Source organism: Telluria sp. ZT3P39, assembly GCF_059685935.1.
Window position 1 is genome coordinate 14,616 of sequence record NZ_JCASIH010000014.1, and the last position, 24,416, is coordinate 39,031.

Below are 24,416 nucleotides of genomic sequence, written 5' to 3' on the forward strand. Positions count from 1 at the left end.
CCAGTTCGCGGTATTTGAACGATGCATTCAACCGAGGGAGGAAAGCAATGTCGAAAGTCCTGGTGCTCTATTACTCGACCTATGGTCATATCGAAACGATGGCCAAGGCCGTGGCCGAAGGCGCGCGCGCGGCCGGCGCCACCGTCGACCTGAAACGGGTGCCGGAAACGGTCCCGGAAGAAGTCGCCAAGAACGCGCATTTCAAGCTGCAGCAGGATGCGCCGGTCGCCACCCCCAACGAACTGGCCGACTACGACGCCATCATCATCGGCGCGCCCACGCGCTACGGGCGCATGCCTGGCCAGATGGCGGCCTTCCTCGACCAGACCGGCGGCCTGTGGGCCAGGGGCGCGCTCAACGGCAAGGTGGGCGGGGCCTTCACCTCCAGCGCGACCCAGCACGGCGGCCAGGAAACCACGCTGTTTTCGATCATCACCAACCTGCTGCACTTCGGGATGACGGTGGTCGGCCTGCCTTACAGCTACCAGGCCCAGATGACGCTCGACGAGATCGTCGGCTGCAGCCCGTATGGGGCCTCGACCATCGCCGGCGGCAAGGGCGAGCGCCAGCCCAGCGAACTCGAACTGGGCGGCGCACGCCACCAGGGCGAACTGATCGCGCGCACGGCCAACAAGCTGTTCGGCTAGGAGCAGGACGGGGAAGTTTGCTGTCTCAGGGCGGCGCGCTAGGGGGCTTCCCGGGTCGCACTGGCCGGCGGCGCAAGAAGGCGATGCCGGCCAGCGCCGGACCAAACAGTAACAAGCCAGGCGGCTCCGGCACTTCGCCACCCGCCGGCTTTTCTTCGTCGGTGCTGGTAGCCGGGGCAGGGGGCGCCAGGCTCGGCGCCGGGATGAAGGGGCCCGGCTTCGTACCGGCATCGCCCGGAACCGGATCGGCGACGTCGCCGCCACCGCCGGTGCCGCCGGTGGCAGGCGGCTGGGCGCCCGGCGTCCCGGCAGGCACTTCCTGCGCCGCGGGCGCCGCCACGGACACGGGCGCCGTCGTCGCGGAAGACAGCGGCGAATCCAGGCCGTCGGAGGAGCCGGACCGGGCGAGCGTCATGCCGCCCGTGTCGCCATTCGACGCACGCAGCATGCCGGAAGCGTTGCCGCCCTCGACGTAAGCCGGTGCCTGCGTGCCGGCGCCGTCGCCGTCGACCAGGGCGAATGCCGGGTCGCCATCGCCGCCTTCCTCGAACATCGTATCGAGCACCTCGGCGCCCGGCCCATTGGCTTCGACCGGGAACTGCGCCAGGTCCGAAATCCGGTTGGCGCAGCGCGCCCGCATTTCATTGCTGCCGTCGGACAGCAGGGTCTCGCCTTCGGCCAGCATGATCTTCTTCGCCGTCCAGTACACCTTGTCGCCCTTGCGGTAGGACACGTGCACCGCGCGCGGTTTGGTGACGGTGAGCGGGCGCGCCCTGTCGACATCGAAGCTTGCGTAATGGGCGGCGACCACCTTGTCGGTGCGGATCACGCGCGCCAGCTCGGTCTGGGTGGCGGTGCCGCCCGGCACGATCGAATAGGGGTAGATGCGGCGCGGCGCCGCCTTGCCTGGGACGGCTCCGGCCGGCGTGGACGCCAGGGCCAGCAGGGTCGGCGCAGCCGGGATGCCGGCGCCGACCGGGTCCGGCTCGCCCATCAGCGCAAACCCCAGCGCGCCGCCGGCGATGCCGAGCATGAGCGCCGCCGCTACGCGCTGTCGCAAGCGCGCGCGTCTGGCGCGTCGACGGATGAAAGGATAGCGGCGGTCCATGGGCAGCTCTCGGGTAGGAGACGTCCTACAAAATAAACTATTTCCGATAACAAATCTCTATTGCTTTAATGAATTTGTCATTTTTCGTTGTAAATATTTAAATGGCCGCGATCGCGCCGCTGTGGATCGGTGCAACGCGGCCGTGTACGCGCGGGTCGAATGCGCTACACTAGCTGCTCATGCCAATTCATCAACAGAAGGATGGGGACTATGCGTTTACTCTTCGGCAGCGGTAAGAAACTCGCGTTCGCTGTGACGGCGTCGGTAATATCTCTCAGCGCCCTGGCGCAAAACTGGCCGGATTCGACGGTGACGGTGGTGGTGCCATGGCCGCCGGGCGGACCGTCCGACATCGCGGCGCGCCCGATGGCCAAGGGCCTGACCCAGGCGCTGGGACAGACCTTCGTGATCGACAACCGCGCCGGCGGCGGCGGCAACATCGGCACGGCCGCGGTCACCCGCGCCCAGGGCGACGGCAAGACCCTCCTGATCACCTCGAGCGCACCGATCGTGATCAACCCGAGCCTGTACAAGAACATGAATTTCGATCCGCTCAAGGACCTCGCGCCGGTGACCAACCTGCTGCGCGTGCCGCTGGTGCTGGTCGCCCACCCATCGGTGCCGGCCAAGAACCTGAAGGAGCTGATGGCCTATATCCAGTCGAAGAAGGGCCAGTTCTCGTATGGCTCGTCGGGCAACGGCACGCCGCAGCACCTCACCAGCGAACTGTTCGCGAGCGTCACCAAGCTGCAGATGACCCACGTACCCTACAAGGGCTCGGCGCCGGCCATCTCCGACCTGCTCGGCGGCCACATCCCGATCATGTTCGACAGCACCATCGCGATCATGCCGCACATTAAGAGCGGCAAGGTCAAGCCGATCGCGATCTCGGGCGCCAAGCGTTCGGCGCTGCTGCCGGATGTGCCGACCTTCGCGGAAGCCGGCTTGCCGGCGATCGAGTCCTACGCCTGGTACGGCATGTTCGCCCCGGCCAAGACGCCGAAGGCCGTGGTCGCCAAGATCAATGCCGAGGCCATCAAGGTCATGAAGGGCCCCGAGTTCCAGAAGGTGCTGGCCGATACCGGCTCCGACTTCGTGGGCGAATCGCCGGAAGCTTTCGGCAAGTTCGTGCAGGCCGAGTCGGTGCGCTGGTCGAAGGTCGTGAAGGATAGCGGCGCGACGGTGGATTGAACCGCGTCGCAAGGCAGCAGTAAAAACGCCGCCGGGGAAACCCGGCGGCGTTTTTCGTTCAGGCCCGCGGGCGCTGGCGGTGGAAGGTCAGGGGACTGTAGGCTACCGCCGAGGGCGGCGGCGACTGCAGGATGTTCTGCTTCATGGCGCCGACCACATGCATCTCGCAGGGCTTGCAGTCGAAGCGCAGCGTATAGCGCTCGTTGCCGCTCACCAGGGTCATCGGCTCGGCGCGGACCTGGCCCTGCACGCCGGTGACGCCCTTGGCCTGTTTCGGGCACAGGTTGAAGGAAAAGCGCAGGCAGTGCTTGGTGATCATCAGCGAGACCTCGCCCGGTTCCTCGTGCGATTCGTAGGCCGCGTCGATCAGCTGCACGCCATGCTTGTGGTAGAACGCGCGCGCCTTCTCGTTGTAGACGTTGGCCAGATAGCTCAGCTGCTGGTCCGGGTAGATGGCCGGCGGCTCGGCCTTGGGCTTGCGCTGCGGCCGCTCCCAGCTGGCCAGGCGCGCCGCTTCATGAAGAACGATGGCGTCGCGGCGCAGGGCGTTGATCGCGCTCGAGGGCACGAACCAGGGCTGGGACAACTGAAGCTCGACCGTGCCGGCCTCGAACATCGTGTTGCCCAGCTTGGCCAGGCTGGCGCGCAGCCCGGCGTCGGCCAGGGGCCCCTGCTGGGCCGGTTGCAGCGCGAGCGCGGCATCCAGCACGGACTCGATGCCGTCCTCGTCGCGCACCGCCAGGCGCAGGCCGCCCGGCTGTTCGGACAAGGTCAGGTCGACCCGTACCTTGCGCTCGGACGACTTCTTGTTCAGCGCAGATTCCCACTGGTGGTCGCGGTTGCGGTGGACGATGGTGCCGACCCGCAAGCCGGGCAGGCTGCCCAGCACCTCGTTCGGGAACACGCGCCAGCGCTGGCCATCCTCGTCTTCGCCCAGCTTCTCGGCCTTGTTGGCCTGCACGCCGACCGTGACGCGCTTGTTCATGTAGTTCAGGCCGTCGCCATTGGCCATCGGCGCATTGGTGGCCAGGTCGATGAAGTCCGGGCCGATGCGGGTGACCGTTCCCAGCTCGACGCCGATGTATTTCGGCGAATCGAAGGCGCCGATGTCTTCCTGGCGGCCGAGTGCGAAATAATCGGTGTGGCCGCGGTGGAAATTCTTGTCCACGTCCGGGCTGAACAGCACGCGCGTAGAGCCGCTGGCGGCGCGCGAGAATTCCGGGCGGCGCTCGAGCAGCTCGTCGAGCAGCAGGCGGTAATGGGCCGTGATGTTCTTTACATAGCCCATGTCCTTGTAGCGGCCCTCGATCTTGAACGAGCGGATGCCGGCGTCGACCAGCGCTTCCAGGTTGCGGCTCTGGTCGTTGTCCTTCATCGACAGCAGGTGCTTTTCATAGGCCACCACGCGGCCTTCGCCATCGCTCAGGGTGTAGGGCAGGCGGCAGGCCTGGGAGCAGTCGCCGCGGTTGGCGCTGCGGCCGGTGTCGGCGTGCGAGATATAGCACTGGCCCGAGAAGGCCACGCACAGCGCGCCGTGCACGAAGTATTCGAGCGGGGTGTCGACCTGGGCCCGGATCTTGCGAATCTGCTCGACGGTGAGCTCGCGCGCCAGCACCAGCTGCGAGAAGCCGACATCGCCCAGGAATTTCGCCTTCTCCACGGTGCGGATGTCGCACTGGGTGCTGGCATGCAGCTGGATCGGCGGCAGGTCGAGTTCGAGCAGGCCCATGTCCTGGATGATCAGGGCATCGACGCCGGCGTCGTAGAGCTGGTGGATCTGCTTGCGCGCCAGCTCCAGTTCGCTGTCGTGCATGATCGTGTTCATGGTCACGAAGATGCGCGAGCGGTAGCGGTGTGCGAACTCGACCAGGCCGGCGATGTCTTCCAGCGGATTGCTGGCGTTGTGGCGCGCACCGAAGGCCGGCCCCCCGATATACACCGCATCGGCGCCGTGCAGGATGGCCTCGCGGCCGATCTCGGCGGTTTTCGCGGGGGACAGGAGTTCAAGCTGGTGCGCTGACAAAGACATGGCGTGATCCTTGGTACGAAGACCAAAATTATAGCCATTCCGGCACGCCAAGTCATTGCCGGTCTGCGCGTGGCAGCCGGCCAATTCGTCAGCCGAGGCGCCGGAACAGGGCCGGATAGTGCACCACCAGTCCGTCCGCATCGACTTCGAGCTCGGCCTGGAAGTCTCCGACCGGGCCTTCGTACAGGTAGCGGCAGTCGGCCAGGCGGGTATAGGCCTGCTCGGCGCGCGCCAACGCGAGCGCCGGCACCGGAATGTAAACCACCTCCACCTTGGCGCGCTGGTGCAGGTGTTCGCCGAGACGGCGGATCGGGAGGGTATTGGTGAAGGGCGTGGCCGAAATGTCGACGTCGATGCAGCCGCCAAGCTCGGGCATGGCCGCGCCGTCGCCGTCGCGCCAGCAGCCGCTGCCGTCGGTGGTGAGCACGCGCGATTCGCCGCCTGCGGCATGCACCTCGACCGCGCGCACGCGCCAGCGCGCGTCGCAGCAGATGCGGTAGCTGCAGCCGAAGGGCTCCTCGTCGCCGGCAACGCCAATGACGACGCCTTCCGCGACGATGATGTCGTCGCGGCGCTGCAGGCTCAGGTGTTCGAGCCCGACGCCATCAATGGTTTGCCAACGGTACACGTGCAGCATGGCCCACTCCCCACCGCGCCCAAATTAGCACAGGGCGCGGCGTGGTGACGCGCGTTAGTCAATGGCTGGGAAACAACCCGGCGGCAGGCAGGCTAGTCGTTACGGGGAGTACGGCGGCGTTCGACGCGGCGCCGCCGGGCGGGTTCTTCGATGGCGCGGATGAGGATATCGCGTGGGATGTGGCAGTTGTCCAGGTAGTCGAGCGCGAAGCGCAGCCCGCGGGTCTCCGCCAGGAAGAAGGCGTACTCGGCAGTTACAGCGGTCTGGTCATCTCGTCGTCTTTGCGGCATGGGCAAGCTCTCTGCATGAAGGCGCACCGGTGTGCACGCGCGCATCTTGCGTAATCGGGTCGGCAGAGGCAGAGCCCCTGCCTGGCCGGCACCCCCGATTACGTACCGGCTTGTTGCCTATAGTACAACCAGGAGCCCGGCGCACGGGACGATTGTGTTAGCGTTTGTTACAACACAACGAATCGGGGACGCATGCCGTTGACATGCGAGCCGGGTAATGCCTGGATGAATTACTGGCGCAGCAGGCGGCGCAGGGTCGTGGCCAGCTCTTCGGCCGAGAACTTGGCGACATAGGCGTCGGCCTGGACGTTCTTGACGTGCTCTTCGTTGGTCGTGCCCGACAGCGAGGAGTGGATCACCACCGGGATGCCGCCGAAGCGGCCGCTCTTCTTGATGTTGCGGGTCAGGGTGAAGCCATCCATTTCCGGCATTTCCAGGTCGGTCAGCACCAGCGCCACCTTGTCGTGCACCGACTTGCCTTCGGCTTCGGCGGTGGTCGCGATGGCATTGAGCTGGTCCCAGGCTTCCTTGCCGCTCTTGGCCATGATGAAGGGCAGGCCCATGGCCTTCAGGCCTTCTTCGATGAGGGCGCGCGCCACCACCGAATCGTCGGCCGCCAGCACGACCGAGCCCGGCTTGATGTGGATCTTCGCGCCGACGGTCTGCTGGTTGATCTCCGGACCCGAATCCGGGTTCATGTCGCGCAGGATGGTCTCGACGTCGAGCACCTGGGCCAGCCGGCCTTCGTCGCCATTCTCGCTCGGCAGGCGCGCGATGCTGGTGACCATGCCGCTGCCGGCGCAACGCTCGGCCGACATCACCTGGCTCCAGTCCAGGCGCACGATTTCTTCCACGCTCTCGACCGCGAAGGCCTGGGTGGTGCGGGCGAATTCCGTCACCAGCATGATGTTCAGGCCGGTCTTGGGCTTGACGCCGGCGATCGCCGGCAGGTCGAGCACCTGGATGATCTGGCCGCGCAGGTTGACCACGCCCAGCACATGCGGCATCGCGCCAGCCACGGCCGTGATGACCGGCATGGCGACGATCTCGCGGATCTTGAACACGTTAATGCCGAACAGCTCGCTACGCTCGCCCTGTTCGTCGCCGCCGAGGCGGAACAGCAGGAGTTCGAATTTGTTGGTGCCAGTGAGGTTGCTGCGCTCGTCGACTTCTTGTTGTACCGATTTCATATTCCGCCTGAGAAATGTTAATGCCGCTGGGAAAGCATTTTACGTGCGAAAATCTGGAAATCGTCAATACTGGCGCAAACTTCACCGAGTTTTCGGTTGGCCTGCGCTGGAAAAACAACGAAATCGGGGGCAAACCCGGGGCAGGGCCGCTTATGCGGCGCGCATGCGCGGCGCGGCGCCGGGCGACTGCGCCGCGCGGTCCGGCGCCACGAAGGCCAGGCCTTCCTCGAAGGAGCGCAGGATCATGTCCACGTGCTCTTCCACCAGTGCGCGCTTGGGCAGTTGCTCGTCGTAGGGCAGCAGCACGGTGACCATCAGGGCCTCGGGCAGGTCGGCGCGCAAGTCGGCCACGGCCAGCAGCCATTCGTCGATATTGTCCTGGCGCGGATAGGTGATGAAGACGGTGGACACCAGGGCCGGGTTGCCGGCTTCGGGACGTTCCTGCGGGGCGCCTGCCACGATGCTGCGGGCGTCGACCTCGGCTTCGCGCAGGGCGCGCACCAGCAGTTCGGTCAGGAATTCGTCACGCTCGGAGGGCAGTCCGGCGCACAGCACGATCGAGCCGCTCGGGACGTCGAGCGAGCCCTGCCAGCGGCCGAAGCGGGATTCGCGCATCTTGCGCAGGTGGGCGCCGATGTTCGCGTCCAGCAAGGGCACCGCCTTGCGCCGGTTGCGCATGCTCGAACCCGAGGCCGAGGCCACGGTTTCGGCGATATTCGCGATCACGGCGCGCATGCGGTCCTGCTGTAGCTTGTCGATGGTGCCGGTGCCCAGGTCCGACACTGCCATCCGCAGACCCGGCAGCAGCACATGGTCGCAGTAGCGCGCGAAGCTGTAGCGTCGCACATAGGTTCGCGCATCCTTGGTTAGCTCGTCGGCTTCGCCCGCCAGCACGCGCTGGTGGAAACGCTCGGCGTCCGACATATTGGGTGCGTCGCCCAGCAGGATGGTGATCGGCGCCAGCGCCCGCACGTGGCGCCCGGCCACCACCAGGCACAGGGTGAGCGGGGTGGAGAGCAGCAGGCCGACCGGCCCCCACAGCGCCCCCCAGAACAGGGCCGAGACGATCACCGCCAGCGGCGACAGGCCGGAGCTGTGGCCATAGACTTTCGGTTCGATGAAATTCGCCAGCACCAGTTCGAATGCCAGGAAAATCGCCATGCAGGTGAGCGCCAGCGACCAGCCCGGATCGATCGCCGCCACGAACATGGCGATGATGGCGCCGGCCAGCAGCACACCCAGGTAGGGCACGAAGCGCAGCACGCCGCTCAATACGCCGCACAGCACCGCATGGGGCACGCCCACCAGCCACAGCGACATGCCGATGGCCGCACCAAAGGTGGCGTTCACCACGAACTGCGAAAAGAAGAAGCGCGACACGCCCTGGGCGGCGTCGCCCAGCGTGCGGATGGTGCGGCTCACTTCGGCCTGGCCGGCCAGGCGCACCAGGCGGTCGCGCAGCGACCCTTGTTCGAGCAGGATGAACACCAGCAGGATCAGCACCACGCCGGCCTCGCCGATCGGGCCCCAGACCAGGCCGACGATCCGGCCCAGCGTGTCCTTCATGGTGCGCGGCGTGCGCACTTCGACCGGCACCGGGGCGCTGGTGGCGGTGTTCGCCGCCGTCACCGCCAGGTTGCCGCCGCCGCGGCGCGGCCGCACCGGTTCGACCGTGCCGCTCGGCGCCACGGCGCTCAGCTCGGCCTCGATGCGCGAGATCGGGCGCTCCACCACCTCGCGCACCTTGGCGACCTTGGTGCGGATCGCGCTGCGGTATTGCGGCAGGTCGCGCGTGATCGTCACCAGCTGGGTCGCCAGCACCGCGCCCACGCCGGTGAGGAAGGTCGAGACCAGCGCGACCGACAGCAGCACGGCCGGCATGCGCGCCAGGCCGATCCGGGTCACGCTGCGCACCAGCGGCGCCAGCACCAGGCTCAGGATCAGCGCAAGGGCCAGCGGCTCGAGTACTTCGCGCCCGAAATGCAGGAGGGCGATGATGCAGGTGGCGCTGACGACGGCGTTCGCGCTCAGGCGCAGGGAAGGTGGCTGGAAATTCATGCGGCGGGTCGGCGGCTCATCGAGATGAAAACCGGATATATATAGAGGAAAATGGCTCATTCGCCAAGTGCTCCGGCATTGACGCGGTCGTGAAAGCCCCTTTGTAGCGCATTCCTGCGTAAAAATGCGGGCATGAAGGCGTATTGCCTTACTATTCATACAACAGGAGAACCCGACCATGGATGTCTTGATGCTTACAGGCCGCCCCGCATGATCGCCCGCGACGGCTTCGACTACGATACCGCGCTGGCGGCCTGCGCCCGGGGCGACCACGGCGCGCTGCGCCGCATCTACGACCGCGACAGCCGCAGCCTGCTGGGGGTCGCAATGCGTATCGTGCGCCACCGGCAGATCGCCGAAGACGTGCTGCACGACGCCTTCCTGAACATCTGGACCCGCGCCCACAGCTTCGATCCGGCGCGCGGCGCCGGGCGCGGCTGGATCTACAGCGTGGTGCGCAACCAGGCCCTGAGCCTGGTGCGCAGCGGCGAGCGCGAGATCGGGGTCGATGACGAGGCCCTGGGCGCGCTCGGCGCGGCCGCCCTTGACGCCGGCGCGGCCGACCCCTTCGAGCTGCACCAGGACCTGGGCCGACTGCACGATTGCCTGGTCGGGCTCGACGCCGTCAAGCGCAACAGCATCCTGTTCGCCTATGTCGACGGCTGCTCGCACAGCGAGATCGCCGAACGCCTGCAGTCGCCCCTCGGCACGGTCAAGGCCTGGATCCGGCGCGGCCTGAGCGCCTTGCGGGAGTGCATGGGATGAGCCCCGAGCGCGATGAACTCGATGGCCTGGCCGGCGAATACGTGCTGGGCTCCTTGCCGCTGGCGAAGCGGCGCGAAGTGGAAGCGGCGCTGCCCGCCGACGCCGACCTGCGCGCGTCGGTCGCGCAATGGGAAGCCCGGCTGCTGCCCCTGACCATGCTGGCCACACCGATCGAACCTTCGCCGCAGCTATGGGCCCGGATCGCCGGCTCGATGGCGGCCGCAGGAGCGGCCCGGCGCCCGCGCGCCGGCTGGTGGGACCGGCTGGGATTATGGCGCGGCCTGGCCGCCGCCGGTTTTACCGCGGCAGCATTCATGGCGGTGATCACGGTGCAGTTGCCGCACGCTCCCGCGCCGCGCTACATGGTGGTGCTGGCCGCGCCCGGCAGCATGGCGCCCGGCTGGATGCTGCAGTCGATCGGCAAGGACAAGCTGCGCCTGGTGCCGCTGCGCGCCACCGGCGTGCCGGCGGCACGTTCGCTGCAGCTCTGGACCAAGGCCGACGGCTGGAGCGGGCCGGTCTCGCTCGGGCTGATCACACCTGGCAAGCCGGTCGAGGTACAACTGGGCAAGCTGCCGCCCCTGGCGCCAAACCAGCTGTTCGAAATCACGCTCGAACCGCCGGCCGGTTCCCCGATCGGCCGCCCGACCGGGCCGATCCTGTTCATCGGCCGCGCGGTCAAGATGACCTGAACGCCATCACTGGAGCGAGATCGCGATGTCGCGCAGACCCAGGCTGCCGCCCACCACCGACAGCGCCGGGTTGGCGGCGCCGGCCGACAGCGTGGCCGCGCCGGTAGCCAGGTCCACGCGGTACAGCGACGACGGCCCGGCAGCGTCCGTCCGCAGCGCGGCCAGCGCGATGCCGTTGGCGCCGCCGGCAATGTCGAAGCCCGCATCGCCCGCCACGGCCACGCCCAGCAAGCCGATATTGGCCAGCACGCCGTCGTTCGGGGGATTCTGCAGGGCCAGGCTGTCGCTGTCGGTATCGATGTCGAACAGCTGGGTGGCCGTCGCCCCCGGGACGCTGTTGGTATAGGCAGCGGCAGTCACTACCGGCGCGGCGCCGGGACGGTTGACCGCGCCGTCGGTCGTGGTCGCGCCGGTATCGACGTTGATGCGCAGGCTTTGCCCGGTATTGCCGATCACGCGCAGGCGGTCGGCCACCGGGTTGAAGTCGACCGCGAAGGCCGTGCCGGCGATTGCGCCGTAGGGGTTGCTGGTGTCGGCAGCGTCGGCGGCCAGGGTGGCCTTGACCGTAACGACGCCGGTGGCGGCATCGATCGTCACGACGCGCGCGCCCGAGGTGATCCCGTACAGCAGTCCGTCCTTGGGACGGAAGTCGATCCCGAGCACAGTTTCGTTGGCGTTCAGGCCGGCCAGGGCGATATCGAGGGTCAGGACGTTCGGCGTGGCCGGACGGAAGGCGACGATGCGCCCGGCGTCGGTCAGGCCCAACACCACCGGCCCCAGGGTGGCGCGTGCGGCCAGGCCCTTAATCTCTTCGTTCACTCCCACGGCGCCGATGGCCGTGGCTGGATTCGCCGTTGCGGCCAGGTTGATGCTGTACAGGGTGCGCGCGCCGCCGACGCTCCATACCGCATAGCCCATGTTGGTGCGGCCGTCGATATCGAAGCCGTTCACCCCGCCGGCGTCGACGCCCAGCGCGACCGGCGTGGCCAAGGTGCCGTTGTTCGGCGGATTCTGGATGTAGAGGGTGTCGGTTGCGCTGTCCAGCGCGTACAGGGTGGTGGCGCCCGTGCCGGCAAACGAATTCGTGTAGGCCGATGCGGTCACCGCGGTGGTCGCCGCGCCGCCGTTGATGTTGCCGTCGGTCGTGGTCGCGCCCGTGTCGACATTGATGCGCAGGCTCTGGCCGGTATTGCCGACCACCCGCAGGCGGTCCGCCACCGGGTTGAAGTCCACGCCGAATTCGGTGCCGGCCAGCCCGGTGAAGGGCGCCGTGGTGTCGGTCGCATCGGCGCCCAGGGTGGATTTCAGGGTCGCGGCGCCGGTGGCGGGGTCGATCGTGTACAGGCGCCCGCTGCTGCCGACGCCATACAGCAGGCCGTCGGCGGGGCGGACATCGATGCCGACCAGGTTTTCGCCGGCCTGCAGGCCGGTCACGGCCGCGGTGCTGCGGATGGTCGCGGGCGTGGCGCGGTCGAAGGAGACAATCCGGTTGCTGCTTGTGAGGGCGAACATGTCGCCCACTGCTATCGCAGGCGGCGCCGGGGCCGGGGCGGGCGCCGGGACCCGGTCGTCATCGTCGCTGCCGCCGCAGCCGGCGAGTGCCGCGGCCATGGCGCAAGCAAGGGTGAGTTTGGCGAAGAGCTGGTCGTTCATGGTCGTGGTCCTTTTTGTCGGGTGGAAGTCGTGGTGACACGAGCTCTACGTTCCAGGACGGGCTTTGGATGCAGTTCTGCCAAAATTATTTTTTTAATACGCGCAGAACGACAAAAGCCAGCCCCGTGGGGCTGGCCTGTTCACATCCCGCCCGGCGAACCGGGCGGCGAAGAGGATTACTGCAGGAGCGACATGACCATCGACGACATGCTGTTCGACTGCTTGAGCATGGCGGTGCCGGCTTGCAGCAGCATCTGGCTGGAAGTCATGTTGGCGCTTTCGGTGGCGAAGTCGACGTCCATGATCAGGCCGGCAGCGGCCTTGCTGTTGGTGCTGATGTTCGACAGGTTGTTGTACACGTGTTCCAGGCGGTTGGCGGCAGCGCCCAGGCCCGAACGGACCTTGTTGACCGAAGCCAGCGCGGTTTCCAGCGAACCGATGGTCGCGTTGGCGGCGCCGGTCAGTTCGGCACCGGTGGTGGCCGCGCTGTAGTTGGCGGTGGCGGCGCTGATGTCGGTGACGACTTGCGACACGTCGGTGCCGAGGTCGACGGCCATGGTTTCGCTCGACGAAGCGCCGATCTGGAAGGTCATCGACGAAGCGATGGTGCCGCCCACCAGCAGCTTGGTGCCGCCGAAGGTGGTGTTCTTCAACACGTTGCCCAGCTCAGTACCCAGCGCGTCGTATTCCGACTGCATGGCGGTCTTGTCGTCGGCGGTCGACGAGGCATCGGCTGCCTGGGTAGCCAGGTCTTTCATGCGGACCAGCATGTTGCTGACTTCGTCCAGCGCGCCTTCGGCGGTCTGCAGCATCGAGGTCGAGTTCTGGGTGTTGCGCATGGCGACGGTCATGCCCGAGGTCTGGGCTTTCAGGCGCGATGCGATCTGCAGGCCGGCGGCGTCGTCCATTGCCGAGTTGATGCGGTAGCCGGTCGACAGGCGGGTCATCGAGGTCGACAGCGAGCTCTGGGTGCGGCTGATCGAGTTTTGTGCGGACAGTGCAGCGTTGTTGGTGTGAAGGCTCAGCATGGTTGGTTTCCTGTCAGTGTTCGGGTTGTGGAGTGAGTCACTCGCGTTCACAAGTACAAGGCGACAGGTTTCTGTGCGGCATTAAGTTCCACGCAGAAATAAATTCAAAATAATTCGATCTGCCTGTTTTGAAGGCAAATTCGCTGTCGGGATGATAAGTTGCCGTCACCTATATATCCTGTAGCTGCGGTTTTCCGTCCGGCATATTCCCAAACACAGCAGTTCCGAGGCGGATCACGTCGGATGGGAGCGCGGCCCGCCGACCCAGCTGCGAAGCTTGACCAGCAGCTCGGCGGTATCGACCGGCTTCGTCGCGCAGTCCGAGGCCCCGGCTTGCCTTCCAGCGTGGCGTCGTGCTCCGCCGGCGGCGCGCCGGTCGTCATGACGGATGCCGGGGGGGCACGCCCGGAACGGCATAGGGACCGCGTGCCAGCAGCGCGAGCGCTTCGGCATGCGGCACCGCGTTGCTGAAATAGAAGCCTTGCAGCTCTTCGCAGCCATGGGCCACCAGGAAGGCCGACTGCTCGGCCGTCTCGACCCCTTCGGCAATCACGGTCAGGTTCAGTACATGGGCCAGGCCGATGATGGCGCGCACGATCGCCGCCCCGTTGGGGTCGGTCACCATGTCGCGCACGAAAGAGGCGTCGATCTTCAGCTTGTCGATCGGGAAGCGCTTCAGATAGGCCAGGGAGGAATAACCGGTGCCGAAGTCGTCGATCGCGATCGTCATGCCGAGCGAATGGATCTCGTGCAGGGTGGCGATCGCCTGGGACGGGTTGCTCATCACGCCCGACTCGGTCAGCTCGACCTCGAGCAGGGAAGGGGCCACGCCGGCCTCCTCGACCGCTTCGGCCAGGCGGCGCGCCACGTTATCGCGCTGGAACTGCAAGGCCGACACGTTCACCGCAAGCGGAACGTTGTCGATGCCCAGCGCGTGCCAGCGGCGCAGTTGCGCGGTCACCTGCCGGATCGCCCACGCTCCGATCGGCTCGATGCGCCCGGTCTGTTCGGCCACCGGGATGAACTGGCTGGGCGGGATCCAGCTGCCGTCGCGCTGGGGCCAGCGGATCAGCGACTCGAAGCCGCAGATGCTGCCGTTCGCGGCGCAGATCTTGGGCTGGTAATACATCAGGAATTCATCGGCCCGGATGGCGCGCTGCAGGGCGGTCCCGAGCGCGAGCCGGCGTCTGGCCGCCTCCTGCATTTCGGGAGCGAAGAAGGCATAGCGCCCGCCGCCGTCGCGCTTGGCGTGGTACATCGCCACGTCGGCATTGCGCAGCAGCGTGTCGGGGTCGCCCCCGTCGCAGGGAAAGACGGCCAGGCCGATGCTCGGCGTAATGTGCAGCTCGCTGCCTTCGATCCGGCAGCTGGCCGAGACCGCGGAAATGATCTTGTCGGCCACGACGGCCGCCGCGGACAGGTCGCGCAGGTCGACCAGCAGCACGACGAATTCGTCGCCGCCGATGCGGGCCACGGTGTCGGCCTCGCGCACGCAGGAGGCCACGCGCTCGGCCACGTCCTGCAGCAGGCGGTCGCCGGCGGCGTGGCCCAGGCTGTCGTTGACCTCCTTGAAATGGTCGAGGTCCATGAACAGCACGGCCAGCGGGGTATCGGGGCGCGCGCGGTGCGCCGTGGCCTGGGTCAGGCGGTCCATCAGCAACAGTCGGTTCGGCAAGCCGGTGAGGCTGTCGTGGAAGGATTGCTGCACCCCGTAGGCTTCCATTTCCTTGCGCTCGGTGAGGTCGCGCGAGACCACCACCAGCTGGCCGACCGCGCCCGCCGCGGTGTGCACGGCATTTGCGTCCGACTCGAGATGGCGCTCGGTCGCCGCGGTGATCCGGTATCGCAGGCGCAGGTGCCCTTCGTTCCCGGGCGAGCGGGTCAGCGCCTCGGCCACGCGGCGGCGGTCGTCCGGATGGACGATGTCGAAATAGCTCGCGCCGGACATGATCTCGGTCCCGAAGGCGCGCTGGTAGCTCGGGCTGGCGTAGAGCCAGGCGCCGTCTGCCGACAGCAGGGCGACATAGTCGCCCGCATGCTCGAGCACCAGGCGCGCCGCGTCGGGACGGTCCAGACCCGTCATGCCGGGCGTCAGGCTGGCCGCGCCGCTATGGAGCGTCTCGGCTTCCACCGGGCTCGTGTCCTGTCCCGAAGACCACACGCCGGCCCCGGGCGCGGGCGCGTTGCCGCGCTCCTCTTGCTGTTCGCGGGCCTGGTCGGCAAACGATTGGACCTTGGCGCGGATCACTTCGGGCGCGAGCGGCATGAACAGGTAGTCGGCGGCGCCGACCGCATAGCCCTCGGTGCGGTCGAGGTCGGTGGCGCGGTGCGAGGTAAGGAATACGATCGGCGTGTCGCGCGAGCGCGGCCGCGACCGGATCAGGCGGGCGGTCTCGAAGCCGTCCATCCCGGTCATCTTCACGTCCATCAGGATCAGGCAGAAATCCCGGCGCAGCAGGTGCATCAGGGCCTGTTCGCCGGAGGTCGCGGTAACGATGTCGATATCGAGGTCGGCCAGCACGGTGCGCAGCGCAAACAGGGCGCCCGGGTCGTCATTGACCAGCAAAACGGACGGCTGGCCGGCCGACGTGGCGGGACCGGGCGTATCGGGGGCAGGGCTCATGTTGCGAAGCTCCCTGCGATACCGGCCAGGCGATCCGGGGCGCACCGCCACCGTAACCGGTTTTGTCGGTGTACGGATGGGCCCGTACAGGATGCGGGGCGTGCCAGGGCGCTGTCCGGCCTCGAGACCGGCGCGCGTGGATGAATGACTTGGGCGGTCTGCATCGGGCACCTGTGCGGCGTCGGCTTGAACGTGCCTTGAAACCGTCACGCTCGCTTGTCCTGCGCCCGGTTTGCCGCGGGCGGGAACGAGACACCTGCCCCATCATTGTATACCTGATTTGCGGACGCAACACGTGGGCGGCGCCTTGCACCGCCGGGCGGCCGTGCGGATGGTTCAGGCCCGCGGCTGGCGCCTGAACACCACCGCATGCGTGGCGGCGCTCGCCACGCGCGTGACCAGCGCTGCCGTCACGATGCAGGCGATCGCGAGGAGGGAAAAGCGCATGTAGGTAGCGAGCGTCGGCTGCTGCATGAGCGCCTGGCCGAGCAGCGCCGAGCCCATCGCCACCAGCAGCATGATCACCGGGAAGTGGAAGAAAAAGGTGAACGACGCGGTCTGCCCCGACCAGCCAGCGGCCGAGCCACTGGCTTCGAATGCACGGCTGGCGCGCCCGTCCTGGGGCTGCTTCGGATACAGCGCCCAGGCGATGGCGGCGAACCCGATGCCGACCAGTGCGAAGCCGCCCTGGATGATGAAGTCTCCAAACGGTTCCGGCAACTGGCTGCTGCGGCTACCCATGAGCCGGGACAGGACCAGCGCGGCGGCAAAACCCGGCAACGCGACCAGCAAGGGCGGCCGCAGCGCGCGAGATTCGCCCAGGAAAACGACGCCGACGCCGGCCAGCCAGATGCCGGCCCAGATCAGGAACTGGTAAGGCATGACGAAGACCACGACCGCCAGCAGCGCCAGTTGCACATAGCGTCCGCGCGGCTTGTTCAGGCCGAGGCGGACGTACGCAACCAGCAGGATCATGGACCAGAACAGGTAGGAGGGCAGGTAGAGCATGCTGTTGCTGCCGAAGTTTGGAACGATGAAGGGCTGCAGCATCAAGGCGTTACCGAACAGTGCCGAAAACGTCAGCGTCAGCACGCTCAATTCAGGGAAGTCGGTGTACACGCCGGTGCCGCCAAAAAACTGCGCGCCGGTGAAATCGAGGGTCGCGCCGACGATCAGGCCCGGCAGCACGATCTTGTAGAGCGAGCCCAGGTGCGGGGAAACGGCCGGGCGGTCTGGCACGCCCCCGGAACGCTGCCGGTGCAGCAGGAGCCCGGCGAGAATGCCGTCCAGGATGAAAAAGACGGCATAGGATTCGTGTCCCAGCCCCGTGATGAAATAAAAACCCTTTGAAAACAGGGTTTTCGCGTGGACGGCATCGTAGTCCACGAACAACAGGAACCGGAGGTGGTACATCAGCGCGACAATGGCACTGGCCCATCTGGCGATCAACAAGAACGATATGAATCGGTCGGTCACGATTGGCCTCGTCGGTGGAGTGGAGCCGGCTTCCTCCTCGAAGTGAAGCCAATATCCCTTCAGCAGGAGTGTTGATATACCTAAAGAGTGACGCACGGCAGAGCTGAGTTCGGTTGACTAATAGCAATTAGAGGCGGCGGAAGGTCCATTTTAGGTGGGCAGCAGGTGGCTGGTTTGAGCATTCGCATGCTTGAAGGGAGCGTGAACCCGATCCGCTCCCGGTTGGTTCAGGCGCGTGCTAGCCGCATGTGGCCGGAATATCTTGATCAGGATAGAATTGACGCGTGATCGTCATTTCCCGGCATATCGTGGCGATTTATCGGGCTCGTCCTTAACTTGAAAGGAATACCAATCAAGAAGAAACTCATCAAAGTATCCGCTGCCCTGGGTCTGGCTGCCGTGTCGACCGCCGCTTTCGCCGCCAGCCAGGGCTGCTGCGCGAGCATCGAGTGCTGCCTGAAGATGCTGGGCTGCTGCTGAGCTGCCGTGGACGGGAAGGGCGGCGATGGCCGCCCTTTTTCATTTTACGCCGCGTACCCAGTGTGAAGCCGCGAGCATGCGGGCTAAATCCATCATGTCGCCACGCTTCCAATTGAGTGTAGGCATCACGACTCCCACCCGCTTCAATCACTTATTTAGGAGATACCCAATGCACGAAGAATACGAAGTCAAGATGTCGCCGCTGTCAGAGCGGCTGGAGCTCGACGGTAAAAAAATCGATGTCCAGATTTATGAGGATGGCGACGGTGGTTGGCTTCTTGAAGTTGTCGACGAGTTCAACAACTCGACGGTCTGGAACGATCCATTTCCCACCGATCAGGAGGCAATGAAAGAACTGCAAAGGGTAATCCAGGAGGACGGTGTTTCTACCTTGATCGGACCTTCCCCCAGCCTCAGCCAATAACAGACCGCCGAAAATGAGCATTTGGGTTGAGATTCGGAGCCGTTGGCGTCTGCCAGTTCCAGCAGAATGGGCTCTCCAGTGCTGCCGGGGTCACTTGAAAGCGGGCAGCGCCGATAGAGGAGAATGTCGAATGGTATGAAGCCGGAACTCGACGAGAATTGTGGCGATGTGACGACAACGCACTGAGTTGATGCGGTCGGTAATGTCGTGCGAGAAAAAAAGCGGCACACCGAACTGTGGGGCTTAGACGCATAATCTATATTATGTTAAATGCGCTATTCGTATCGATGCCGCCGGCCCATCCCCGGCCTCGGGGTGGCTGTTCGGCCCTCCGGTCACTGGGCGACACCAGTGTCGTCACTTGCGCGCTTTTGAAACTTGCCGGCGGAGAGACAGTCAATCTGAAACACACGCTCCTTTCCCCGTCTGGCAGTCCGCCTTGAGGCCGACAAGAACGCAGTGAAAACGTTGGACGCGTTCCGCTTTGCCGGAGCTAAGGAGGAACGCAGCAATCCTGAGCCGGCACCAGAGACGCTCGACTCTCGAGAACCTGCTGGAAACGTCCGCAATTTGTCGCGCCCTGGTCGCTGGCGATGTCGAGTCGCGCCTGACATCCACGACGGTGCGTTGTGAGTTGCCTTGGATGGCGGGCGAAGCCGCGGAGCCAGTGCCTGACCGGTGAGTAACGAGCTGATTGTCTTTCGTCGTGCCCGAGAGTGGCAATGGCGCGGCCACGCCTTGCCAACTGCAAGGATTCCGATATCGTCGCACGATTCGAAGGGCGCTATCCGCCTAGTACTGGTGAGATGCGCTTTGTTCTCAAGTCATCACGGTACCTGCCCGATGAGCCCGCGCATCCACAAGAAGCGGCGCGGCTGAGGATCAAGGCCTCATTGGCACAGGGCCACCGACCCGATGCCGACTCCCCCCGGCAGGAAGAGCGTACTCGACATTATAAAACCTAATGTCGAGTTCGCTGGATGGCGATCATCCGCTACTATCCGAAAGAGCTTACCGCATTTGACAAGGGGCATCGGCTCCGTAGATGTCACGCGCCGACGTTCGGGTGCAAGCCTTACTTCCCAACTTGCCGTTCGCACAGCCTCTTCCAGCGCTCTCGATCGATGGTGAAATTGGTGCCGCTAATGGCGGCGCTCTAGCTGAGGACGTTCCTACCGCCCTGAGCGGCGACTCTCAGGTAACCGGCATTGCGGTCGACACCAGTCTGTCGGAGGCAAGCGCTACACCGACACGCTCTGCCCTGCTTCGCAATGATTGACACTCACGCTGCCCGTTACGTCGCCCAATCATCTGCTTGCCTGAAACGCGCTCGATCCGCCGGCGTCAGTCTCCGTACCACAGGGCCCTGCCGCTTCAGGTATCAGATCTGCTAGGTTTTGCGGAAAAACCCCAAGCTTATCCATATCGCGTAGACAAACTCGACCGGCGGCGTATTCTGGCCCAGCAGTATCCTGTATGTACGTATGTATTTTCCCGTTGTTTAAAAACTATAAAGGAATTTGTTATGCGGAAACAGATCTTGAAGCAGCTGGCACTCGCAATTGCCATCGGCGCAGCAGGCGTCTCGGCCAGCCAGGTCGCCCTCGCCAGCCACGCCTGGGGCAACTACCACTGGGCACGGACCACGCCTCAATTTACCCTGAAGCTCGGAAACAACCTGACCACCAGCGCCTGGACGGCCCGCCTGAACCAATCGTCCAACGACTGGAACGCGGGGAACACGCCAGTCCTCACCGCCGTTGTTTCCGGCGGCACCACGAGCCAAACGTGCAAGATGGTTGTCGGTACCACCCAGGTCTGCAACGCGACTTACGGCAATAACGGCTGGCTCGGCCTGGCGTCGATCAACATCAACGGCGACCATATCACCCAGGGTACCGCCAAGATGAACGATACCTACTTCAACACGGCGACCTACAACAACGTCAACCAACGCGAACACGTGATGTGCCAGGAAGTGGCGCATACCTTCGGCCTGGGCCACCAGTCCGAGGACGGCAGCTCGCAGAACTCGTGCATGGACTATTTCTCCAACACGGGCGCGAACGCCACCAGCACCGTCAGCACCAAGCCGAACGCGCACGACTTCTCGCTGCTCAAGAGCATCTACGCGCACCTCGATTCCACCACCACCGTCGCCACGGCTCCCGGGCCGGCGCCGTCGGCACGCGGCGGCGTGAACGTCGACATCAGCGACGACCCGAACAGCTGGGGCGCACTGATGAAGCAGTCCGCCAACGGCCGCACCTCCACCTACCAGCGCCACAACGACGATGGTTCCATCACGCTGACCCACGTGTACTGGACCAACGAGGCGGCCGAGGGCTGCGCGAGCTGCGATCACCGCCGCCAGTTCCGCGATCATCACTGATTCTCCGCAAAGGCGGTCGTTGAAGGCGTGAGCGAGGCGATGCTTGCCTCGCTTTTTCGTTCCTCCGCCGGCCTTGGGCGACCACCTTGCCGGCTCGATCACGCCACCGCCGACGTCGTGAAGCAGTTCATCCCTTAAGGAATAATAATGACGATGCAATCCCTGGCAGGACTCTTCCTCGGCACCGCACTTCTCGGGATACCGGCCGCCAGCTGGGCCGCGTCGCCGACGGAAACCGTCGAGGCATTTCATGATGCCCTGAGCAAGGGCGACAGGGCCAGGGCGACCAGCCTGCTGGCGCCCGCAGTTGCGATCTACGAGGCCGGTCACGTGGAACGGTCGCGCGACGAGTACGCCGGCCAGCACCTTGGCGGCGACATCGAGTTTGCGAAAAATTCGACACGCAAAGTGCTGAAGCAGAACGAACGCATCGACGGCAAAACGGCGGTGGTGTGGGAAGAAACCGAAACGACGGCCGTCATCCAGGGGCAGTCCGCTACGGTGTTCGGGACGGGAACGGCTATTCTTGCGAAGAATGGCGATGACTGGTCGATCGTGCACGTCCATTGGTCGTCGCGAAAGGCAAAGTAATCCAGGCCCAGCCGGGGCCTGCTACATCGCTACCAGGCTGCTGCCGCCGTCACGGCGACTGCAGTCCCGCTTGCCACAGGATCGCCGACGCATCGTCCGCACGCTTTACCGAGCCCGCCGCCGCGGCCTGCGCCTGCGTGTTCGCTTCGAAGCTGCGCAGCTCGTCGAGCGCGCTCTGCAGTCCGCGTTCGATGCACAGCGCAGCCAGCGACGCCGGCGTGTACAGCGCGTAGGTGTCGACCAGCCGGTAGAAGCCGTCCGTCATGCCCAATACCACCGCGCCAGGCGCCAGGTCCGCTTCGACCGTGCGCGCCTGGAAGCCGCCGTTCGGACGCAGGCACAGGGCCGCCGGCCCTGCGGCCGTGTTCTGGAATTCGCGCCGTGCGCGCAGGATCGGCAGCAGCCGTGCATGGCGCTCCGCGCCGTCCACGATGCCCTCGGCGCGCAGCCTGGCGATTTCGGCACGCAGCACGCCTTCCTGCGGGTTGACGAACGGGTCGAGGTCGACCACGGCGCCGTCCGGATGGCGCACCAGGGTTTTACAGTCGCCCAGGCAGTACAGCTGCGCACGGTGGCCGGCCTTGCCGGCCGTGACGCGGGTCCAGGTCAGCGCCGCGATCGGCCAGGCATATGCCGGCACGGCGAGGCCGGCGGCAAGCTCACGATACGCGCCATAGGTCGTATCGATGGCCGCGTGCACCGCCGCGTGCTGGCCGAGGCCGGCATCGATGCAGCGACCCAGCGCGGCGGCGAAATGGCCGACGAACCAGACCACGTCGCCCGTGCCCGGCGCGACATAGTCCCGGTCGGCGACCGAGGTGCCGCCGTCGATGATGACGAGGTCGGTGATCCCGTCGGAATGGACATGCCCAGCCCAATCTTCGTTATGGCCGGCCGAGGCGCCGGCCGATACGACTTCGATCCGCATGTGTTCTGTTCTTCCATGACGCCAGGCGGCCTGGCCAGGCCGCGAGTCGACATCATACCTGCCCGGTATCGGCCGCGCTGTAGGCCCGCTCGAAATCCGGAACGGGAACCGGCCGGCCCAGCAGGTAACCCTGGAGCGCATAACATCCGCCCTTGCTGAGGAAGCGTTTCTGCGCCTCGTGTTCGACTCCTTCCGCGACGATTTCGAGCTTGAGCTTCTGCGCCAGGGCGATGATGGCCTCGACGATGGGGCCGGCGTCCGGATCGACATGGACGTCGTGGACGAAGGAACGGTCGATCTTCAGGGCTGACAAGGGAAAGCGCTTGAGGTAGGCCAGCGACGAGTAGCCGGTGCCGAAATCGTCGAGCGAGAAGGACAGTCCCAGCTTGCGCAAGCGCTCCATCAGGGCCGTCAGTTCCGGCAGGTCCGAGGCGAATACGCTTTCCGTCACCTCCAGGCACAGCATGCCGGCTGGCGCGCCGGTACGCGCCAGGATGCGCGCCACTTCGGCCGGAAAATCGGGATCGCGCAACTGGCGCACGCTGACGTTGACGGAAAGCTTGAGGGTGCCGAGGATGCTGTCGTGCGCCCAGCGCGCCAGCACCCGGCAGCTTTCTTCCAGCACGTAGTGGCCCAGCGGGATGATCAGCCCGGAGCTTTCGGCCAGGCCGATGAAGTCCGCAGGCGCGAGCAGGGGCCCGCCGTCGCGGCGCCAGCGCACCAGCACTTCGGCCCCGACCAGGCGTCCCGCCGGGCTGAATTGCGGCTGGCAGAACAGGACAAACTGGTTCAAGGAAATGCCCTGGCGCAGCGACGCCTCGAGCGCGGCCTCGCGCTCGGCCGCCGCCTGCATGCCGGGATCGAAGAAACGTGCGACATGGCGGCCATCGGACTTGGCCCGGTACATCGCCAGGTCGGCCTGCTTGAGCAAGGTGTCGATGTCGGTGCGCGCGCCGTCCAGCAGCGCGATGCCGATGCTGGCGGTGCTGTCGAACTGGCGGCCGGCCAGCTGGTAAGGCTGGTCCAGCACATGCAGGATCTTCGCGACGACCCGGCTGGCCTCGGCGACCGCGGCGCCGGAGGTGGGACCCAGGTTCTCGAGCGCGACCACGAATTCGTCGCCGCCCAGGCGCGCCACCTGGTCGCTGTGGCGCACCGCCTTGCTCAGGCGCTGCGCGACCTGACACAGCAGCAGGTCGCCGACGTCGTGGCCCATGGTGTCGTTGAGCAGCTTGAAGTTGTCGAGGTCGAGGAACAGCACCGCGCCCAATTGGCCGGTGCGCTCGCTGCGGGCCAGGATCATGTGCAGTTCTTCCGCCAGGAAGCGCCGGTTCGGCAATCCGGTCAGGTGGTCGAAATAGGCCAGCTCATGGATGCGCTGTTCGGCCAGCTTGCGCTCGGTCAGGTCGGTATTGGTTCCGGAAATGCGCACTGCCCTGCCCTCTGGATTGCGCGACACGAATCCGCGCGAGAGGATCGGTACATCGTGTCCGTCGCGATGGCGCATGCGGAACTCGACACTGTAGCTCTCGCGCGCAGACGTCAGCAACTGCCTGAGGAAGACCCCGATGCGCGGCTGGTCGTCCGGATGGATCAGCCTGGCCCAGGTATCGGCGTCGGACTTGAGTTCGTCGCCGGTATAGCCCAGGATGTCCCACCAGCGCTCGGAGTAATACACTTCGCCGCTGACCAGGTCCCAATCCCATGGCGCATCGGTCGAGCCGCGCAGGGCCAGCTGCAGCCGCTGTTCCGATTTGTACAGACGCCGTTCGGTTTTCTTGAGCTTGGTACAGTCCGTAAAGCACACCACCACGTCCGTCAGCCTGCCCTGGCCGTCGTGTTCGGGATAGGCATTGCAGATCAGCCAGCGGAGCGGTTCCGGCGCGGTTGACGGAACGCCGACGACCAGGTCGGTCACGGACTGGCCGGTAGCCAGCACCTGGTTGACCAGGAATTCGGACTCCGGCATCGGGGTATTGTCGGCGCGGACGAAGCTCCATGCGGTGGTATTCCATTCGGTGCCGATCAGTTCGTCCTTGGGCCGGCCCAGCAATTCCCATGCCCGGCGGTTGACCGATTCGATCCGTCCATCGGCGCCATGCACGACGACGCCTGCGGGCAGGTGCTCCAGCAGCTCGTCGAGCCGGCGCTGGAGATCGGTTGGCGTGGTAGCAGGCATGGCGGTAGGCCTCCGTTTCGCTGGACGATCGTCCC

General features: G+C 65.7%; 20 protein-coding genes. 8 read left to right on the top strand and 12 right to left on the bottom strand.

Features of this window, described 5'->3' with window-relative positions:
* Positions 1 to 47 precede the first annotated feature (47 nt).
* Positions 48 to 647, top strand: coding sequence for an NAD(P)H:quinone oxidoreductase (gene wrbA / locus AC56LR_RS14195; protein ID WP_497131301.1), 600 nt, complete (start codon positions 48 to 50; stop codon positions 645 to 647).
* Positions 648 to 672: 25 nt separating this feature from the next.
* Here the strand turns inward: wrbA and AC56LR_RS14200 are convergent, their stop codons facing one another.
* Positions 673 to 1,707, bottom strand: coding sequence for a hypothetical protein (locus AC56LR_RS14200; RefSeq protein ID WP_497131303.1), 1,035 nt, complete (start codon positions 1,705 to 1,707; stop codon positions 673 to 675).
* Between the two features lie 258 nt (positions 1,708 to 1,965).
* Here AC56LR_RS14200 and AC56LR_RS14205 point away from each other — a divergent pair, with 258 nt between their 5' ends.
* A complete protein-coding gene (locus AC56LR_RS14205; protein WP_497131305.1) occupies positions 1,966 to 2,946 on the top strand; it encodes a Bug family tripartite tricarboxylate transporter substrate binding protein in 981 nt (326 codons plus the stop codon).
* 58 nt (positions 2,947 to 3,004) lie between these two features.
* Here AC56LR_RS14205 and AC56LR_RS14210 read toward each other — a convergent pair whose 3' ends face one another.
* From AC56LR_RS14210 to AC56LR_RS14230, 5 genes are all read right to left on the bottom strand, one after another.
* Positions 3,005 to 4,975: a peptidase U32 family protein gene (locus tag AC56LR_RS14210; RefSeq protein ID WP_497131306.1), complete on the bottom strand. Its 1,971-nt coding sequence runs from the start codon at positions 4,973 to 4,975 to the stop codon at positions 3,005 to 3,007.
* Positions 4,976 to 5,063: 88 nt separating this feature from the next.
* A complete protein-coding gene (locus AC56LR_RS14215; RefSeq protein WP_497131308.1) occupies positions 5,064 to 5,612 on the bottom strand; it encodes a putative glycolipid-binding domain-containing protein in 549 nt (182 codons plus the stop codon).
* A gap of 92 nt (positions 5,613 to 5,704) precedes the next feature.
* A complete protein-coding gene (locus tag AC56LR_RS14220; RefSeq protein ID WP_497131309.1) occupies positions 5,705 to 5,902 on the bottom strand; it encodes a hypothetical protein in 198 nt (65 codons plus the stop codon).
* Positions 5,903 to 6,132: 230 nt separating this feature from the next.
* Positions 6,133 to 7,092, bottom strand: a complete 960-nt coding sequence (locus tag AC56LR_RS14225) for a chemotaxis protein (protein WP_497131310.1) — start codon at positions 7,090 to 7,092, stop codon at positions 6,133 to 6,135.
* A gap of 150 nt (positions 7,093 to 7,242) precedes the next feature.
* Positions 7,243 to 9,210, bottom strand: a complete 1,968-nt coding sequence (locus tag AC56LR_RS14230; protein WP_497131311.1) for an AI-2E family transporter — start codon at positions 9,208 to 9,210, stop codon at positions 7,243 to 7,245.
* 150 nt (positions 9,211 to 9,360) lie between these two features.
* On the opposite strand from AC56LR_RS14230, the gene AC56LR_RS14235 reads away from it, so the two are divergent.
* Positions 9,361 to 9,915, top strand: a complete 555-nt coding sequence (locus AC56LR_RS14235; RefSeq protein WP_497131313.1) for a sigma-70 family RNA polymerase sigma factor — start codon at positions 9,361 to 9,363, stop codon at positions 9,913 to 9,915.
* Entirely contained in the window at positions 9,912 to 10,607 is a 696-nt protein-coding gene (locus tag AC56LR_RS14240; RefSeq protein WP_497131315.1) for an anti-sigma factor, read from the top strand. Before AC56LR_RS14235 ends, AC56LR_RS14240 begins: the two co-directional genes overlap by 4 nt.
* Before the next feature lie 6 nt (positions 10,608 to 10,613).
* On the opposite strand, the gene AC56LR_RS14245 is transcribed toward AC56LR_RS14240, so the two are convergent.
* From AC56LR_RS14245 to AC56LR_RS14260, 4 genes are all read right to left on the bottom strand, one after another.
* Positions 10,614 to 12,260 carry a DUF4394 domain-containing protein gene (locus AC56LR_RS14245; protein WP_497131317.1) on the bottom strand — a complete coding sequence of 549 codons (1,647 nt, stop codon included), beginning with the start codon at positions 12,258 to 12,260 and terminating at the stop codon, positions 10,614 to 10,616.
* A 176-nt stretch (positions 12,261 to 12,436) separates the two neighbouring features.
* Positions 12,437 to 13,288 (bottom strand): flagellin N-terminal helical domain-containing protein, encoded by an 852-nt coding sequence (locus AC56LR_RS14250; protein WP_497131319.1) that lies wholly within the window; start codon positions 13,286 to 13,288, stop codon positions 12,437 to 12,439.
* Positions 13,289 to 13,667: 379 nt separating this feature from the next.
* Positions 13,668 to 15,911: a putative bifunctional diguanylate cyclase/phosphodiesterase gene (locus AC56LR_RS14255; protein ID WP_497131321.1), complete on the bottom strand. Its 2,244-nt coding sequence runs from the start codon at positions 15,909 to 15,911 to the stop codon at positions 13,668 to 13,670.
* 336 nt (positions 15,912 to 16,247) lie between these two features.
* A complete protein-coding gene (locus AC56LR_RS14260; RefSeq protein ID WP_497131322.1) occupies positions 16,248 to 17,324 on the bottom strand; it encodes a hypothetical protein in 1,077 nt (358 codons plus the stop codon).
* Between the two features lie 399 nt (positions 17,325 to 17,723).
* Here AC56LR_RS14260 and AC56LR_RS14265 point away from each other — a divergent pair, with 399 nt between their 5' ends.
* The 4 genes from AC56LR_RS14265 (at position 17,724) to AC56LR_RS14280 (ending at position 21,274) form a co-directional block, all read left to right on the top strand.
* Complete coding sequence (locus AC56LR_RS14265) at positions 17,724 to 17,867, top strand: hypothetical protein (protein WP_497131324.1); 144 nt, start codon at positions 17,724 to 17,726, stop codon at positions 17,865 to 17,867.
* A gap of 169 nt (positions 17,868 to 18,036) precedes the next feature.
* Entirely contained in the window at positions 18,037 to 18,291 is a 255-nt protein-coding gene (locus tag AC56LR_RS14270) for a hypothetical protein (protein ID WP_497131326.1), read from the top strand.
* A 1,525-nt stretch (positions 18,292 to 19,816) separates the two neighbouring features.
* Positions 19,817 to 20,683 (top strand): hypothetical protein, encoded by an 867-nt coding sequence (locus AC56LR_RS14275; protein ID WP_497131328.1) that lies wholly within the window; start codon positions 19,817 to 19,819, stop codon positions 20,681 to 20,683.
* 147 nt (positions 20,684 to 20,830) lie between these two features.
* Positions 20,831 to 21,274: a YybH family protein gene (locus tag AC56LR_RS14280; protein ID WP_497131329.1), complete on the top strand. Its 444-nt coding sequence runs from the start codon at positions 20,831 to 20,833 to the stop codon at positions 21,272 to 21,274.
* A 49-nt stretch (positions 21,275 to 21,323) separates the two neighbouring features.
* Here the strand turns inward: AC56LR_RS14280 and AC56LR_RS14285 are convergent, their stop codons facing one another.
* Positions 21,324 to 22,202, bottom strand: coding sequence for a hypothetical protein (locus AC56LR_RS14285; RefSeq protein ID WP_497131331.1), 879 nt, complete (start codon positions 22,200 to 22,202; stop codon positions 21,324 to 21,326).
* A gap of 52 nt (positions 22,203 to 22,254) precedes the next feature.
* The gene (locus AC56LR_RS14290) at positions 22,255 to 24,381 is read right to left on the bottom strand and encodes a sensor domain-containing protein (RefSeq protein WP_497131333.1); all 2,127 of its coding nucleotides are present in this window, start codon (positions 24,379 to 24,381) and stop codon (positions 22,255 to 22,257) included.
* Positions 24,382 to 24,416 lie beyond the last annotated feature (35 nt).